The organism is Actinomyces israelii DSM 43320 (genome assembly GCF_000711965.1).
GTDB classification, from domain to species: domain Bacteria; phylum Actinomycetota; class Actinomycetes; order Actinomycetales; family Actinomycetaceae; genus Actinomyces; species Actinomyces israelii.
In genome coordinates, this window is record NZ_KL544003.1 from 16,617 (window position 1) to 32,641 (window position 16,025).

General features: G+C 75.4%; 10 protein-coding genes. 9 read left to right on the plus strand and 1 reads right to left on the minus strand.

Annotated elements, in window-relative coordinates; all coding sequences use genetic code 11:
* The 3 genes from O145_RS15255 to O145_RS15265 all read left to right on the plus strand — a co-directional run bounded on the left by O145_RS15255 (position 1) and on the right by O145_RS15265 (position 4,553).
* Complete coding sequence (locus O145_RS15255) at positions 1-915, plus strand: ABC transporter ATP-binding protein (protein WP_229118631.1); 915 nt, start codon at positions 1-3, stop codon at positions 913-915.
* On the plus strand, positions 912-3,485 hold the full coding sequence (locus O145_RS15260) for an ABC transporter permease (protein ID WP_043564551.1): 2,574 nt from the start codon (positions 912-914) through the stop codon (positions 3,483-3,485). Before O145_RS15255 ends, O145_RS15260 begins: the two co-directional genes overlap by 4 nt.
* A gap of 156 nt (positions 3,486-3,641) precedes the next feature.
* Entirely contained in the window at positions 3,642-4,553 is a 912-nt protein-coding gene (locus O145_RS15265; protein ID WP_043564553.1) for a ribonuclease Z, read from the plus strand.
* A gap of 77 nt (positions 4,554-4,630) precedes the next feature.
* Here O145_RS15265 and glgX read toward each other — a convergent pair whose 3' ends face one another.
* Positions 4,631-6,976, minus strand: a complete 2,346-nt coding sequence (gene glgX, locus O145_RS15270) for a glycogen debranching protein GlgX (RefSeq protein WP_043564554.1) — start codon at positions 6,974-6,976, stop codon at positions 4,631-4,633.
* A 150-nt stretch (positions 6,977-7,126) separates the two neighbouring features.
* Between glgX and O145_RS15275 the strand changes: the two genes are divergently transcribed.
* The 6 genes from O145_RS15275 (at position 7,127) to O145_RS15300 (ending at position 16,014) form a co-directional block, all read left to right on the plus strand.
* On the plus strand, positions 7,127-7,915 hold the full coding sequence (locus O145_RS15275; RefSeq protein WP_043564556.1) for an electron transfer flavoprotein subunit beta/FixA family protein: 789 nt from the start codon (positions 7,127-7,129) through the stop codon (positions 7,913-7,915).
* 71 nt (positions 7,916-7,986) lie between these two features.
* Positions 7,987-8,979, plus strand: a complete 993-nt coding sequence (locus tag O145_RS15280) for an electron transfer flavoprotein subunit alpha/FixB family protein (RefSeq protein ID WP_043564687.1) — start codon at positions 7,987-7,989, stop codon at positions 8,977-8,979.
* Positions 8,980-9,024: 45 nt separating this feature from the next.
* Positions 9,025-10,182 carry an ATP-binding protein gene (locus O145_RS15285; RefSeq protein WP_043564558.1) on the plus strand — a complete coding sequence of 386 codons (1,158 nt, stop codon included), beginning with the start codon at positions 9,025-9,027 and terminating at the stop codon, positions 10,180-10,182.
* Entirely contained in the window at positions 10,179-12,710 is a 2,532-nt protein-coding gene (locus O145_RS15290) for a DUF5682 family protein (protein WP_229118632.1), read from the plus strand. Before O145_RS15285 ends, O145_RS15290 begins: the two co-directional genes overlap by 4 nt.
* Positions 12,707-13,918 (plus strand): VWA domain-containing protein, encoded by a 1,212-nt coding sequence (locus tag O145_RS15295; protein ID WP_043564691.1) that lies wholly within the window; start codon positions 12,707-12,709, stop codon positions 13,916-13,918. Before O145_RS15290 ends, O145_RS15295 begins: the two co-directional genes overlap by 4 nt.
* Positions 13,915-16,014 (plus strand): hypothetical protein, encoded by a 2,100-nt coding sequence (locus tag O145_RS15300; RefSeq protein WP_043564560.1) that lies wholly within the window; start codon positions 13,915-13,917, stop codon positions 16,012-16,014. Before O145_RS15295 ends, O145_RS15300 begins: the two co-directional genes overlap by 4 nt.
* Positions 16,015-16,025 lie beyond the last annotated feature (11 nt).

Below are 16,025 nucleotides of genomic sequence, written 5' to 3' on the forward strand. Positions count from 1 at the left end.
ATGACCAGGCATGTGCAGGATGGTGACGGTCTCCTCGCGGGATACTCCGAGGAGGCCGATTCGTGGCGGCAGCGTGAGGAAGGACGTGCGCATGGCCGCGGGGGCGCCGGCCTGGTCGAGCACGGAGCGGTCGACGACCCGGTCGTCACGGCTCGTGCCCTGACCAGGATCTTCGGCCGCGGGGAGAACGCCGTGACCGCGCTGGACAGGGTGGACGTCTCCATCGCCCGTGCTCGTTTCACAGCGATCATGGGACCCTCGGGATCGGGCAAGTCCACGCTCATGCACTGCCTGGCCGGCCTGGAGTCCGCCACCTCCGGGACGATCACCCTGGACGGGCAGGAGATCACCTCCATGAGCCAGCGGCGCCTGACCAGGCTGCGCCGCGAGCGCATCGGCTTCGTCTTCCAGTCCTTCAACCTGGTCCCCTCCCTGACGGCCGGGGAGAACATCACCCTGCCCCTGGACATCGCCCGCCGGAAGGTCGAGCGCAGCCGCTTCGACCAGGTCGTCGAGGCGGTGGGGCTGTCCGACCGCCTGTCCCACCGGCCCGCCGAGCTCTCCGGCGGCCAGGTCCAGCGCACCGCCTGCGCGCGCTCCCTCGTGGGCCGCCCCGCCGTCGTCTTCGCCGACGAGCCCACCGGGAACCTCGACTCCCGGGCCACCGAGCAGGTCCTGAGGGTCCTGCGCTCCAGCGTCGACGACTTCGACCAGAGCGTCGTCATGGTGACCCACGAGGCCGAGGCGGCGGCCTGGGCGGACACCGTGCTCTTCCTGCGCGACGGACGGGTCGTGGCGCAGATGGACGAGCCGGACCGCGACCGGGTCCTGGAGGCGCTGCACGACCTGGGCTCCCCCGAGGGCGGGAGCGTCGGGAGCAGGCGGCCCGCCGCCGCGCAGGGGCCGTCGCTGTGATCCGGGTCGCTCTGCGCTCCGTGCGGGCCCATGCCGGACAGTTCCTGCTGACGGCGCTCGCCGTCGTCCTGGGCGTGACCTTCCTGTCTGGCACCCTCGCCCTGCGCGGCGTCCTGTCCGACACCTTCTCGGCGCTGATGTCCTCGACCATGACGGCCGACCTCTACGTGACGGGGCAGCCGATCAGCGGTGCGCAGTCCGGCGGCGGCAGCGGGGTCCTCACGGAGAAGATCGACGGGGCGGCGGCCGAGCAGATCGCCCGGGTCGACGGCGTGCGCGCCGCCCACGCGGCCTCCTCGCTCAGCGGGACGCTCGTAGGGGCCGACGGCACGCCCGTGACCTCCACCGGCGCCCCGACGCTCATCGTCCCCGCCTTCCCCGACTTCCCGGGATGGCGGCTGGTCGCGGGCCGGGACCCCTCCGGGACCGGTGAGATCGCCCTGGAGTCGGACGCCCTGAGACGCTCGGGCCTGGCCGTCGGAGACCGCACGCACCTGGTCGTGGACGGCACCCCCTCCGAGGTGACGGTGGTCGGGGAGCTCACCTACGGCACCTCGATGGCCGGGGCCACGATCGTGGCCGCGGACCCCGACTGGGTCATGGGGGTGGCCGCCCCGGACGGCAAGGTCGCCCAGATCGAGATCACCCTGGCTGACGGCGCCGACACCGCCGCCGTCAGCCGGCAGATCACGGACCTACTCCCCGACTCGGACCGCCTGCAGACCCGCGCCGAGCGCATCGACGAGCAGAACGCCTACGTCGAGTCCATCCTCGGCTACGTCCAGACCTTCCTGCTGGTCTTCGTCGTCCTGGCGATGTTCGTCGGCTCGTTCATCATTATGAACACCTTCGCCATGAGCGTGCGCCAGCGCCAGAAGGAGTTCGCCCTCCTGCGGGCGGTCGGGGCCTCGCCCACGTCCGTGTTCGCCACGGTGCTGTTCCAGGCCATTGTCATCGGCCTGCTCGGGTCGCTCATCGGCGTCGCGGGCGGGGCCGGCCTGACCCGCCTCCTCGTGGCCGGCCTGGAGGCCTACGGCATGCCCCTGCCCGGCGGGGTGCCCATGACGAGGGGCGTCATCGCCGCATCCGTCGCCATCGGCCTGCTGGTGACCATCGTGGGCGCACTCCTGCCCGCGCGGGACGCCGCCCTCACCCCGCCGGTGGAGGCCATGCGGGGGACCGCGGGTGCGCGCGAGAAGCCCCTGTGGGTCCGCGGCGCCGTCGGGGCGCTCCTGACGGCGGCGGGCCTGGCGGGCGTGGTCGCCGCCTGGACGGGCGACGACCTGCCCCATCGCACCGCCGTGCTGGGCGCGGGCGCGGGCGCCCTCGTGCTCGGGCTGCTCGTCTGCTCCCCGGTGCTCGCCCGCCAGTCCATCGCGGTCCTCGCCATGCCGCTGCGCCTCCTGCGCCCCGTCGGGCGCCTGGCGGCCCGCAACCTCGCGGCGGCGCCCCGCCGGACGGCCGCGACCTCGGCGGCGCTGGTGATCGGCGCGGCGCTCGTGTGCGCCGGGACGATCATCGCCTCCTCCATGCAGGCCTCGATCACCGACATCGTCAACGACTCCATGCGGGCCGACCTCCTGGTGAGAGCAACCGCGACATCGGGTCGGCTCACCCCCCTGCCCGCCGAGATGACCGAGCAGATCAACGCGCTCGACGGCGTGAAGGAGACCACCGGCTACACCGCGTACTCGGTGTCCACCACCCTGCCGGACGGCACCGAGAACGTGGGCTACATGGTCGCCGTCGACCCGCAGCGCTACCCCGACTTCTACGACCCGAACGTGACCGCCGGCTCGCTGGACTCCCTGGACGACGCGCACGTGGCGGCCTTCGCCGACTCCGGCCTGCAGCTCGGCGACCAGGTCGCGGTCACCGGACCGGCGGGCTCCGTGACGGCCACCGTCTCGGCGGTCGCCGACTCCAAGGGGCTGACCGGCACCCTCTACGCCACCCCCGAGGTCGCGGCAGCCGTCGGCTCGTGGACCGCCCCGGCGCCGACCGACCCGCAGGAGGTCCTGAGCTCCCCGCAGGGTCTGTTCGTCTCCCTGGCCGACGGGGCCGACATGGGCACCGTGCAGTCCCAGATCCAGGAGATCGTGGCCCCGGCGTACGTCTTCGAGGTCCTGGACGCCGATGAGCTCTCCGACCAGGTCGGCCAGATGGCCGACCAGATGCTCGCCGTCCTCTACGCGCTGCTGGGCCTGTCCCTGGTCATCGCCGTCCTCGGCATCGTCAACACCCTCGTCCTGTCGGTCAGCGAGCGAACCCGCGAGATCGGGCTCATGCGCGCCGTCGGCCTGGGCCGGGCCCAGGTGGCAGGCGAGATCCTGTGCGAGTCCGTCCTCACCGCCGTCTACGGCACCGTCCTGGGCGGGGCCACCGGCGTGCTGCTGGCCGGGGCCCTGCGCTCGGTCCTGGCCGACCGGGGTCTGACCGAGCTGGCCATCCCCTGGCCCCAGCTGGCGGTCATGCTCGCGGCGGCCGTCGTCGTCGGCGCTCTCGCCGCCCTGTGGCCGGCGCTGCGCGCCGTCCGGCTGCCGGTCCTGAGGGCCATCGCCACCGAGTGAGCACTGGAAGTGATTCCAAGGGGTGCGGAGCTCGCCGGACGGAGTGCGCTCACGTTCCGGCTCGACACCGGCCGGCAGGGCCGGCGCGGAGGGGCTGCCTACCATGGGTCCCGCCATCGGGAAGAAGGAGACCGGCATGGACGACGAGGCGGCACCGTGAGTGGGCGCGAGCTGATCGCCCTGGGCACCGGCAGCCTGGCGCCCACCCGGGAGCGCAACCAGTCCGGCCACCTCCTGCGCTGGGGGGCCGCCGGCGTCCTCTTCGACCCCGGCGAGGGCACCCAGCGGCAGATGACCCTCGCGGGCGTCCCGGCGCGGTGCATCCGCATCATCTGCCTGACCCACCTGCACGGCGACCACTGCCTGGGGCTGCCCGGGGTCCTCCAGCGCCTGTCCCTGGACCGGGCGCCCCACCCGGTGACCCTCGTCTACCCGGCATCCGGCCAGGAGTACGTGGACCGGCTGCGCGCAGCCAGCATCCACCACGACGAGCTCGACCTGCGCCCGCTGCCGGTCGAGGTCGGCAGCGAGCCGGCCGAGGTGCTGCGCGCGCCCGGCCTCATCCTGTCCGCCGCCGCCCTGGACCACCGGGTCGACGCCGTCGGCTACCGGGTCCAGGACCCGCCCGGCCGGGTCTTCGACCCCGGCGCCCTGGCGGAGCGGGGCATCGCCGGGCCCCTTGTGGGGCGGCTGCAGCGCGAGGGGCGCATCGAGACCGACGGCGCCGTCACCAGCCTGGAGGACGTGACCCGCGAGCGCGTCCCCGCCTCCTTCGCGCTGGTTCAGGACACCCGGCCCTGCGAGGGCGCCCGGCGCCTGGCCGACGGCGTCGACCTGCTGGTCATGGAGGCGACCTACCTGTCCGACCTGGCCGGCAAGGCCCGCGAGTACGGGCACTCCACGGCCCTGGAGGCCGGGCGGCTCGCCGCGGCGGCGGGCGCCGGCAGGCTGGCCCTGACCCACTTCTCCTCCCGCTACGGCTCCGCCGAGGCGCACGCGGCCGAGGCGAGGAGCGCGCACGGCGACGTCATCGCGCTCGCGGACCTGGACCGGGTGCGGATCCGCTGAGCCGCGGCGTCCCGGCCCGGACCGATCTCGACGCGGAAGTGAACCGATCTCGAGCCGGAGTACGACCGATCTCGGCGTCAGGGGCGGGGCGGGGGCAGCGGGTCGGCCTCCACGGGCTCGAGCACCTCGCCGGACAGGTAGATCCGCATGCTCAGCGCGTCCAGGGTCGTGGTGTCCCCGGGGCGGTCGTGGCGGCACTCGGCGGAGCGCCGCGGCCTGTCCTTCGTGGGCCTGACGACGCGGGTGCGGGCCGCCCCGCGGCTGACCCGGTGGGCCAGGGCGAAGGCCGAGGTGTGCGGGCGCGGCACTGCCCACGTGGAGTCCCAGGACAGGTGCCAGTCGGTGCCGTGGCCGTCGGGCAGCGTGACATCGACCTGGTCCAGCCAGCCGTTGATGACCACCAGCAGGTCGTTGTCCCCCAGCGGCCCGCCGTTGCGCAGCATCTGGACCACGCGCGTCCACGGGTCGTGCCAGGCGTTGGTGCTCATGGGGACGCCGTCGGCCCGGTACCAGGACAGGTCGGGCAGCGTGTCGCCCTCGGGCACGGTGCCCGTGGCGAAGATCTCCGGCCGCAGCACGGGGTGGGAGCCGCGCAGTCCGATGAGGAACCGGGCGGTGGCCAGCAGGTCGTACTGCCATGGCGCCAGGTCCCAGTCGTACCAGGAGATCGGCGAGTCCTGGCAGTAGGAGTTGTTGTTGCCCTCCTGGGTGCGGCCCATCTCGTCGCCGCCCAGCAGCATCGGCATGCCGGCGCTGATGAACAGGGTGCCCAGCACGTTGCGGGTGGAGCGGCGCCGCAGCATCTCGATCGGCCCCCCGCCCATGCCCTCCGCCAGCGGCCCCTCGAAGCCGTGGTTCCAGGAGCGGTTGTCCTCGGTGCCGTCGCGGTTGTCCTCGCCGTTGGCGAGGTTGTGCTTGTAGTCGTAGGAGACCAGGTCCCGCAGGGTGAAGCCGTCGTGGGCGGTGACGAAGTTGACGCTGCCCAGCGGGCCGCGCCCGCCGGGGCACTCCCCGTAGCTGAAGGTGTCGGCGCTGCCCGACAGGCGCGTGGCCAGGTCGCGCAGGTCGGAGCCCGGCCGCCCCCTGGACATCTCCGAGGCGTCGCGCAGCCAGAAGGAGCGCACCGTGCCGCGGTAGCGGTCGTTCCAGTCGTGGAAGGGCAGGGGAAACTCGCCGGTGCGCCAGCCGCCCGGCCCTATGTCCCACGGCTCGGCGATGAGCTTGACGGAGCGCAGGACCGGGTCGGTGGCCATGCCGATGAGCAGCGGGTGCCGGCTGTAGAACTCCGAGGCGTTCCGGCCCAGGGCGACCGCCAGGTCGAAGCGGAAACCGTCGATGCCCATGCTGTCGGCCCAGTAGCGCAGCGAGTCCAGCGCCAGCTGGACGGCGCGCGTGGAGCGGAAGTCCACCGTGTTGCCGGTGCCTGTGACGTCGATGTACTGGGCGGGGCGGTGGGGGGCGTGAAGGTAGTACTCCAGGTTGTCCAGGCCCCGCAGGGACAGGCTCGGCCCGCCCACCCCCGACTCGCAGGTGTGGTTGTAGACCACGTCCATGATCACCTCGAGGCCGGCCTCGTGCAGCAGGGAGACCATGCCGCGTACCTCGTCCAGAACCGCCTGGGGCCCGGCGGCCTGCGCCGCGGCGGTGGCGTAGGTGGGCTCGGGGGCGAAGTAGGACAGCGTCGAGTACCCCCAGTAGTTGGTCAGGCCTCGCTGGAGGAGGAAGGCCTCGGAGAAGGAGGCGTGGATGGGCAGTAGCTCGACGGTGGTCACGCCCAGCGAGCGAAGGTGCTCGATCGCGGCGGGATGGGCCAGGCCCGCGTAGGTGCCGCGCAGCTCGGGCGGGACGCCGGGCATGTCGTGGGTGAAGCCCTTGACATGCGTCTCGTAGACGACGGTGCGGCCCTCGGGCACTCGGGGGCCGGGCACGACCGTGAACTGCTCGCCGGTGACCACGCCGAGGGCGACGTGCCCGGCCGAGTCCAGCTCGGAGGGGACGAAGGGCACATAGGCGGGGGAGAGGTCGTCCTCGACGGCGTGCGCATACAGCTCGGGCCCCAGGGACGGCTTCCCGTCCAGGGCGCGCGCGTAGGGGTCGAGCAGGAGCTTGCGGGGGTTGAACAGCAGGCCCTCGGAGGGCTCCCAGGGACCGTGGACGCGGTAGCCGTAGCGCTGCCCGGCCCTCACGCCGGGCACGTGGGCGTCCCATATGCCGAGCCTGGGGCCGCGCAGGCCGATTCTTTGCTCCGAGACGGCGGTACCGGTAGCATCGGTGTCGGTCAGGCACAGGTCGACGGCGGTCGCGTGCGGCGCGACCACGGCGAAGTCGGCCCCGTCCCCGCTCAGGGTGGCGCCCAGGCGGGTGCGGTCCGATGCGCCGGAGGCTGCTCGGGTGGCCGGCTGAGGCTCTGACAAGGACGACATGGGCTCCATTGTCGACGTACATCCGCCGGGCGGCCACTCGAGGCAGACGTGGGACACGCCTCGCCGCCCGGGCCGGGGGAGCAGTACGGGCCGATGCGCGTGACCCAGCGCTCATCGGCGCGGCTGGCCGGGTATGGCAATCTTGGACGCATGAAAATCGTGGTCTGCATCAAGCACGTTCCCGACGTGCAGTCTGAGCGGCGCATCGAGGACTCCCGCCTGGTCCGGGGCGAGGACGACGTCCTCAACGAGCTTGACGAGAACGCCGTCGAGGCCGCAGTGGCCCTGGTCGAGGGGCTCGGCGGGGAGGTCGTGGCCCTGACCATGGGCCCTGAGGACGCCGAGGACGCCATCCGCCGCGCCCTGCAGATGGGGGCCGACTCCGGCGTCGTCGTCAGCGACGACGACCTGGCCGGCTCCGACGTCGTGGCCACCGCGCGCGTGCTGGCCGCCGCCGTCGGACGCATCGGCGGGGCCGGGCCGGGCGACGGCGGCACCGGGGACGTGGACCTGGTGGTCACCGGCATGGCCTCCCTGGACGCCATGACCTCCATGCTGCCCGGCGCGCTGGCCGCGGCCCTGCACGTGCCCGCCCTGACGCTGGCGAGCTCCCTGGAGGCGGGCGCCGGGGAGGCCACCGTCACCCGCACCACCGGTACGCTCAGCGAGGTCCTGTCCGCCCCCCTGCCCGCGCTCGTGTCCGTGACCGACCAGGCCAACGAGCCGCGCTACCCCAACTTCGCCGCCATGCGCGCCGCCAGGAGGAAGCCCGTGGACACCTGGGACCTGGCGGACCTGGGCCTTCAGCCGCGTCCCGCCGCCGTCGAGGTCGTGGACGCCGAGTCCCGGCCCGCCCGACAGGCCGGCACCATCCGCACCGACGCCGGTCAGGCCGGGCGCGAGCTCGCCGCCTGGCTCGTGGACTCCAAGCTCGTCTGAGCGCGCGCACAAGACGTTGAAACCCCGCGCATGCGGGGATGACCGCCCCCAAGGAGAAGATCATGCCTGCCATGTCCGAGGCTCTTGACGCCCCCGTCCTCGTGCTCGCCGACCTCGACGGCGACCGCCCGGCCGACACCGCCCTCGAGCTCGTCACCGCCGCCCGGGCGCTGACCGCCGGCGACGTCATCGCCCTGACCCCGGGGCCCCTGGAAGCCGGCGCCCCCGCCCTGGCCGCCGCGGGCGCCACCCGCCTGCTGGTCGCCGACCTGGGCGGGGAGCGGGCCCAGGCCGCTGCGGCGGCCGACGCCGTCGTCGCCGCCGTCCACCAGACCGCCCCCGGAGCCGTCCTGGTCTCCGGCGACTACCGCGGCAGGGAGGTCGCCGGGCGCGCCGCCGTCCTCCTGGACTCCGCCTGCGTCGGCGACGTCGCCGACCTGCACGTGGCCGGCGGCGCCATCCGCGCCTCCCGGCTTGTGCTGTCCGGCTCCTGGTCCACCACCATGGCGGTCGCCGCGAGCGCCGGGCGCCCTCCGGTCCTCGCCGTGCGGCCCGGGGCGGTCGAGACCGCCGACAGCGCCGCCGACGGCGCCGCGCCGCTGACCGCCGAGGCCCTCGACGTCACGGTGAGCCCGGAGGCGGCCGCCGTCCGCCTCGTCTCGCGCGAGCGCACCACTGCGGCCGCCGGGCCGGACCTGGCCGGGGCGCGCACCGTCGTCGTGGGCGGACGCGGCGTGGACGGCGACTTCGACCTGGTGCGCTCACTGGCCGAGCCGCTGGGCGCGGCCGTGGGTGCCACCCGCGTGGCCTGCGACGAGGGGTGGATCGAGCGGTCCGCCCAGATCGGCCAGACCGGCGTGTCCGTCGCCCCGCGCCTGTACATCGGCCTGGGCGTGTCCGGGGCCGTCCACCACACCAGCGGCATTCAGGGCGCCGGCACCATTGTGGCCGTGTGCGACGACTCCGAGGCCCCGATCTTCGAGATGGCGGACTTCGGGGTCGTCGGCGACGTGGCCGAGGTCGTTCCCCAGCTGGTCGACGAGCTCGCCCGTCTGCGCGGCTGAGCGCCCGGCGCCAGTCACCGGTCAGCCGTTTGTCCAAGGAGAGCAATGACCGCCAGGCCCGCCGCCACCGAGTCCTCCCAGCCCGACGACCCGGGGCCCGAGGGATCTGCGGCTCCGACCGCCGAGCTGCGCCCGCCCGCCGAGGACCGCTGGGCGGCCGAGCTGGCCGCCCTGGCCGACTCCGACGCCTCCTGCGGCGCCGAGATCCCCGACGGCTGGCGGCTGTCGCCCCGCTCGGTGCGGGCTTTCATCGTGGGCGACGAGACGCTCGGGGTGACCCGCAAGTTCTACGGGGACGACCCCCTGGTCGACCGCGCCGTCGTCACGCTGCTCGGGCGCCAGGGGCTCATGCTCGTGGGCGAGCCGGGCACCGCCAAGTCCATGCTCTCCGAGCTGCTCGCCGCGGCGGTCAGCGGGGCCTCGACCCTGACCGTCCAGGGCTCGGCGGGCACCACCGAGGACCACATCCGCTACTCGTGGAACTACGCCCTGCTCATCGCCGAGGGCCCCTCGCGCCGCGCCCTGGTCCCCTCCCCGGTCTACCAGGCCATGGAGTCCGGCCGCCTGGTGCGCTTCGAGGAGATCACCCGCTGCCCGCCCGAGATCCAGGACACCCTCGTGTCGGTCATGTCCGAGAAGCAGCTCATGGTGCCCGAGCTCGGCGACGGCTTCCGCGTGGCCGCCGCCCGCGGATTCAACGTCATCGCCACCGCGAACCTGCGCGACCGCGGCGTCCACGAGATGAGCGCCGCCCTGAAGCGCCGCTTCAACTTCGAGACGGTGCGCCCCATCGCCGACCGCGCCTTCGAGGCCGAGCTCATCACCCGGGCCCTGGAGGCCGAGCTCGGCCCCGACCGGGCCCCCATGAGCCCGGAGGTCCTCGACGTGCTGGTCACCGTCTTCGCGGACCTGCGCACCGGCGCCACCGCCTCCGGCTCCCCGGTCAAGCGCCCCGACGCAGTCATGTCCACCGCCGAGGCCGTCAACGTGGGGGTGGCCGCCTCCATGAGCGCCTGCTACTTCGGCGACGGCACCGTCCGCGCCGCCGACGTCGCCCGCCAGCTGGTCGGCGTCGCCCTCAAGGGGGAGGCGGAGGACGCCCGGCGCATGCGCTTCTACGTCGACTCGGTGGTGCGCGAGCGCGCCCGCGCCTCGGCGCACTGGAAGGAGTTCCTCGCCGCCTCCCAGGGATTGTGGGAGTGACGGCCCGCGCGACCGGACCCGGCCCCGCGGTGACGGCCGCGGGGCCGGGCCGCGCGGGCGTCCCGCCCCGCCTGCGCCGCGCCCTGCGCTCCCAGCGGGCCTGGGGTGAGGCGGGCGTCCACCTGGTCCCCGTCCGCCATCACTCCCCGGCCTGCGCCCTGGCCCTGTCCGCCCTGCTGGAGGAGGTCCGCCCCGCCGTCGTCCTCATCGAGGGGCCGGCCGAGTACACCGCCCTGCTGCCCGCCCTCCAGGACCCGGGCACCGTCCCCCCGGTCGCGCTGCTCTCACTGGCCGACCGCACTGCCTTCTACTACCCGCTCGCCGAGTTCTCCCCCGAGTGGGTCGCCCTGCGCTGGGCCGGCGAGCACGGCGCCGAGGCCGCCTTCATCGACCGTACCCCCGGCCCGCACGGCGACACCGATAACGCCGACGACGCCGGCGCTGCCGCCGCCCGCACCCTGCAGGCCGAGTACCACCTGGCCCGCTCCGCCGCCCTGGACGCCCTCGCCCGGCGCCTGGGCTGCCGCGACCACGACGAGGTCTGGGAGCAGCTCTTCGAGGACCGCGCCACCGCCGACATCCGCGCCTGGCGCGACTTCTTCGCCGACACCCTGGCCTGGTCCGCCCTGGCCCGCCTGGACGCCGAGCGGGAGGTCCTCGACACCGACGGGACCCACGCCCGCGAGGCCGTCATGGCCGCGGCACTGCGCCGGCGTGCGGAGGAGCGCGGGGAGGAGAAGGCTGGCCTCAGGGGCGGGCCCCTGGTCGTCGTCACCGGCGCCTTCCACACCCCGGCCCTCCTCGACGCGCTCGACGCCGCCCCCGAGGCTGCCTGGCTGCCCGAGCCCGAGACGCAGCCCGACCTGCGGGACCGCCCGGAGAGCTGGCTCATCCGCTACGACTTCGCCCGCCTGGATTCCCTGAGCGGCTACGGGGCGGGCATGCCCTCCCCGGGCCTGTGGCGGCGCGCCTGGCGGGCCCGCACCCGCGACGCCCGCCCCGGCCGGGTGGCCCCCGCACCCGCCGGCGCCCGCGGCTTCGCCACCGGGGTGGTCCTCGACGTCGTCACCGCCCTGCGCGAGAAGGGGGAGCCGCTGGGCACGGCCCAGGCGCGCGCCGCCGTCGAGCAGGCCCTGGGCCTGGCCGCGCTGCGCGGACGCGCCTGGCCCGGGCGCACCGACATCCTGGACGCCCTGACCAGCTGCCTGGTCAAGGACGACACCGGCCTGTCGGGCAGACTGGGCGCCGCCGTCGCCACCGTCTTCGCCGCCTCCGACCTCGGGCGGGTCCCCCCGGGCACCGTCGGCCCGCCCCTGGTCGCCGAGGTGCGCGAGCGGATGATCGCCCTACGCTTCACGCTCGATACCGCCGTGGAGCGGCGCGTCAGCCTGGACACCGCCCGCAGGCCCCGCCACCGCCGGCGCCGAGAGCTGCTCGCCCGCCTGCGCTTCGCCGGGGTCGGCCTGGCCCGCCAGGTCGGCGGCGCCGACCTCGTGGCCGGCACGGGCCTGGGGCAGTTCGTCGAGGAGTGGGCCTACGCCTGGACGCCCGTGGTGGAGGCGGCCCTGGTACGCGCCGCCCAGGAGGCCCCCACCCTCGACATCCTGGTCGCCACCCGCCTGGCCGAGCGGCTGGAGGCAGAACCGGCCGCCGGGGCGCTGGCCCGGCTCCTGACCGAGCTGGCGGTCATGGGAATGGGCGAGGCGGCCGCGCAGGTGTGCGACGCCCTCGAGGCCGCCATGAGCGGCCTGAGTGACCTGTCCGAGCTCGCCGACGTCCTCCACCGCCTGGCCACCCTCGTGGAGGGCTCGGGCCGCCTGCGCCTGGACGGTGCCGGCAGCACCGGCGGCACCGCCCCGCGCCTGCGCTCCATGCTGGAGCGGGGCACGGCCGCCGTCGCCCGCCTGGTGGCCGAGCTGGTCGGGCTGAAGGACGACGAGGCCGCCGAGGCGGTGGGCGCCCTCATCGCCGTGCGCGACCTGCTCGTGCGACTCACCGGAGCCGACTGCGAGGCCAGGGCCGGCCGCGAGGCCGTCCTGCGCGAGATCGACGCCCTGCGCCGCGCCCGGGCCACCGCGCCGGTGCTCGCCGGCTGCGCCACCGGAATCGCCTCGACCACCGGGTCCCTGAGCCGCCAGGAGGTGTCCGACGCCGTTGTCGCCCGCCTGAGCCCGGGGGCGGACCCGGCCGTCCTGGCCGACTTCCTCGTGGGACTGGTCCGCACCGCCCCGGAGGCGGTCCTGCGCGCCCCCGACACCCTGGCGGCGGTCACCCGCACCCTGACCGCCCTGGAGGAGCCCGGCTTCCTGGCCATCCTGCCCGACCTGCGGCGCGCCTTCACCGCCCTGCGCCCCACCGAGACGCACCGGCTGGCCGAGCAGGTCGCCGCGCTCGCGGGCACCGACGCCTCCCAGATCGACGTGGTGCTGAACGTCGCCCCCGCCCAGGCCGCGCTCGGGCAGCGGATCGAACGGGACCTGGTCGCCTCGCTGGTGCGCGACGGCCTGGGGCGGTGGGCGGGCCGATGACCGCGCCCCCGCCCCCCGCGGGCCCCGACCGGGGACTGGACGACGACCGGGATCGCGACCTGGACCGCGAGCTGGCCGTGCGCCGCTGGCGCATGGTCCTGGGGCGGTACGCCGAGTCGGCCCTGCCGCGGAGCCCCGGCGACGCCGGCCTGGACGACACCCTGGCCTACCTCTACGACCGCGAGTACACCGGGCGCGGCCACCTTCTGGGCGGCGCAGGCCCCGGCGCGCCGGGCGGGTCCGGACGCGGCGGCGGACTGGGGCCCTCGGCGCTGCGGGCCGTGGACTGGCTCGACGGCGCCCGCCGCCTGTTCCCCGACTCCACCATTGAACGCCTCGAGAGCGACGCCCTGACCCGCTACGGGCTGACCGGCCTGCTGGCCGACCCCGGCTCGGTGGACTCCATCCGGACCAGCCCCGGGCTCGGCGCGGCCCTGCTGCGCATCAAGGGCACGATTCCGCCCGCCCTGGCCGACGGGCTGCGGGCCCTGATCGCCCGTATTGTCTCCGACATCGTCGAACGGCTGCGCCGCCCGATGACAACGGCCCTGACGGGCGCGCGCCGGCGTCACGCCCGCAGCCCCCGAGCCTCGGCGCGCAACTTCGACTGGCGCCGCACCATCGCCGCGAACCTGGGCAACACGGACCCGGCCACCGGGCGCATGCTCGTGGAGGACGTGCGCTTCATGTCCCGCCAGCGGCGCCGCAATGTGGCCTGGGACGTCATCATCCTGGTGGACCAGTCCGCCTCCATGGCCTCCTCTCTGCTCCACAGTGCTGTCATGGCCTCGATCCTGGCCGGCCTGCCGGGGATATCGGTGCGCCTGATCCTGTTCGACACCGCCGTGGTGGACGTCAGCCACCTGGCCGACGACCCCGTCGAGGTCCTTATGACCTGTCAGCTGGGCGGCGGGACCGACATCGCCAACGCCGTTGGCTACGCCGCCGCCCGGGTCGCCCAGCCCACCCGCACGGTGCTGGCCCTCGTCTCCGACTTCGAGGAGGGCGGGTCGGTCTCCGCTCTCGTGGCCCGGGTGCGAGAGCTCGCGGGCTCGGGCGTGACCATGCTGGGGCTGGCCTCCTTGACTGACGAGGGCGCGCCCTGGTTCGACCGGGCGGTTGCCGAGGAGCTCGCCGGGGTCGGCATGCGGGTGGCGGCCATGAGCCCCGACCGCTTCGCCGACTGGCTGGCTGAGGTGACCGCATGAGCGGCCTGCCCGCCTGGAGCGCGGTCTACACCGCTTTCGACGACGCCGCCCTGGCGGCCCTGGCCAACCGCGGGCTGGTGCGGCGCGGACGCGCCGCGCTGGCCGCGGGGCGCGTCGAGGCGCGGGACATCGGCCAGGACGGCGCGACGATCGCGGTGACTGACGCCGGACAGCTGGCGATCCCGGTGGTGCTGGGCGATGGCGGCCCGGGGCGGGCGCGCTGCCCCTGCCCCGTCGCCGGGGTGTGCGTGCACGTGGTCGCCGCCTGCCTGTGGATGCGCGAGGCGGCTGCCGGGAGCGGAACCGGTGCTGAGGCCCCCGCCCCGCCCGGCGCCGCCCGGGCCGGGGCCGGGGAGCCGGACACCCCCGGGCCCGCTGCGCCTTCAGGGCTCGGCGCCCGCCCGGAGGTGCCACTCGAGCCGCACCCCGGTATCGCCGGCGAGGACGACCCGGTCCTGGCTGAGGTGCTCGCCTGGGAGCCCGCCGCCGTCGAGAAGGCTCTCGGCGTGGCCGCGCTGCGCCGGGTCGCCGCCGCCGACGCGGGCGCCGACCCCGCCCGGCTCGCCGCCGAGACCCGTCTCTCCCGCGCGCCGGGGCGCCTGAGCGTCACCTGGCCCGGCGCCCCCGAGGTCGTCGTGATCGCGGGCCTGGGCCCGGGCGGGATGGTCGTCGCCGGCCGCCATGCCCGTCTCGCCCACGCCGCCTGGCGCCTGCGGGCCGTTGTGCGCCTGTTCGCCATCGCGGGCAGGGCCTGGCCGTGGAACGTCCGGGAGGTCTCCCTGAGCGCCGACCAGCGACGCCTGCTCGCCTCGGCCACGGCTGTCGTCGAGACCGTTATCGCCGCCGGGATCTCCCACGCCGGGCCCCGCAGCGCCCACGAGCTCGATCGCCTCGCTCGGGCCGCCCGCCTGGAGGAGATCCCGCGCCTGTCCCGGCTCCTGTCATCGGCCGCCGGGGTCGTGGGCGCGGTCGCCCGCCGCGACGACGGGGTGGACGAGGCCGCCGCCCTCAGCGCCCTGGCCGCCGCCTGGTCCCTGACCCGGGCGCTGGATGCCGCCGGGGCCGCCCCCGACCCCGCCCTGCTCGGGCGCGCCGAGGCCCAGCAGGCCCGGCCGGGCCTGCTCGTGCCCCTGTCGGCCACCTGGTGGCTCACCCCCTCGGGCAGCCGCGGCCTGACCGCCCGCTTCTGGGACCTGGACAACCGCCGGCTGGAGTCGGTGACCACCGGCCGCGCCGCCGGCGCCGACCCCGCCTTCCAGCGCTCCGAAGACGCTCCACTGGTGTGGGGCGCCCCCGTCAGGACCCTGCTGTCCGGCCCGCTGCGCCTGAAGGGGGCCACCCGGCGCGGCGATGGCGCCCTGGCCCCCTCCACCCGCACCGCGGTGACGCGCTGCGGCGGCTACGACGACATCGACCTGGCCGCCCTCGCCGATGAGCTCGGCTCTCTGCGGCGCGGTCCCCGGGCCGCGGGCTTCGAGGCTCCGGCCCCGCCGGTCCGCCTGCTCCTGCCCGGCGCGTCGGGCCTGGGCAGGATCGACGTGGACGAGATCCACCAGCAGTACGTGTGGCCCGTGCACGACGCGGCGGGCCGGGGGCACCTGCTCCGCCTCGCCCCCGACGGCGCGGAGTCCTGCCTGGTGGCCGCTGTCCTGGCCCGCAGCCTCCCGGTGGTCGCCATCACCGTGGAGGGGGACCGGCCCGCCGGGATCTATGTGCGCAGCGAGGGCGCGCTCGCCCTGCTGTCGCCCACCATCTCCTCGGTGCGCGCGGACGCCCCCGGCTTCTACCGCCGTCTGGCCGAGCGTCTGAAGCGGTTGCGCGCCGGGGCGAGCGTCCTGGCGCCGCCCCGGGAGGCGGGGCCGATCGAGTCCCTGTGCACCGACGTGCACGAGGCGCTGACGGCGCTGGCGGCCTCCGGCGCCCTGCGGGCGGAGGGGACGATCGCGCACGTACTGGCCACCCGCACCCGCGCGGCCCGCGACCTCCAGCTGCAGACCCTGGCCGCGGCGCTGACCGAGGTCGAGCAGCGCCCCGGGCCGGGGGCCGTCCTGCGCGCCTGCGCGGTGGTGGACCGGGTGCGGGCGCTGGCTCGCTGAGGGGCCCGCGG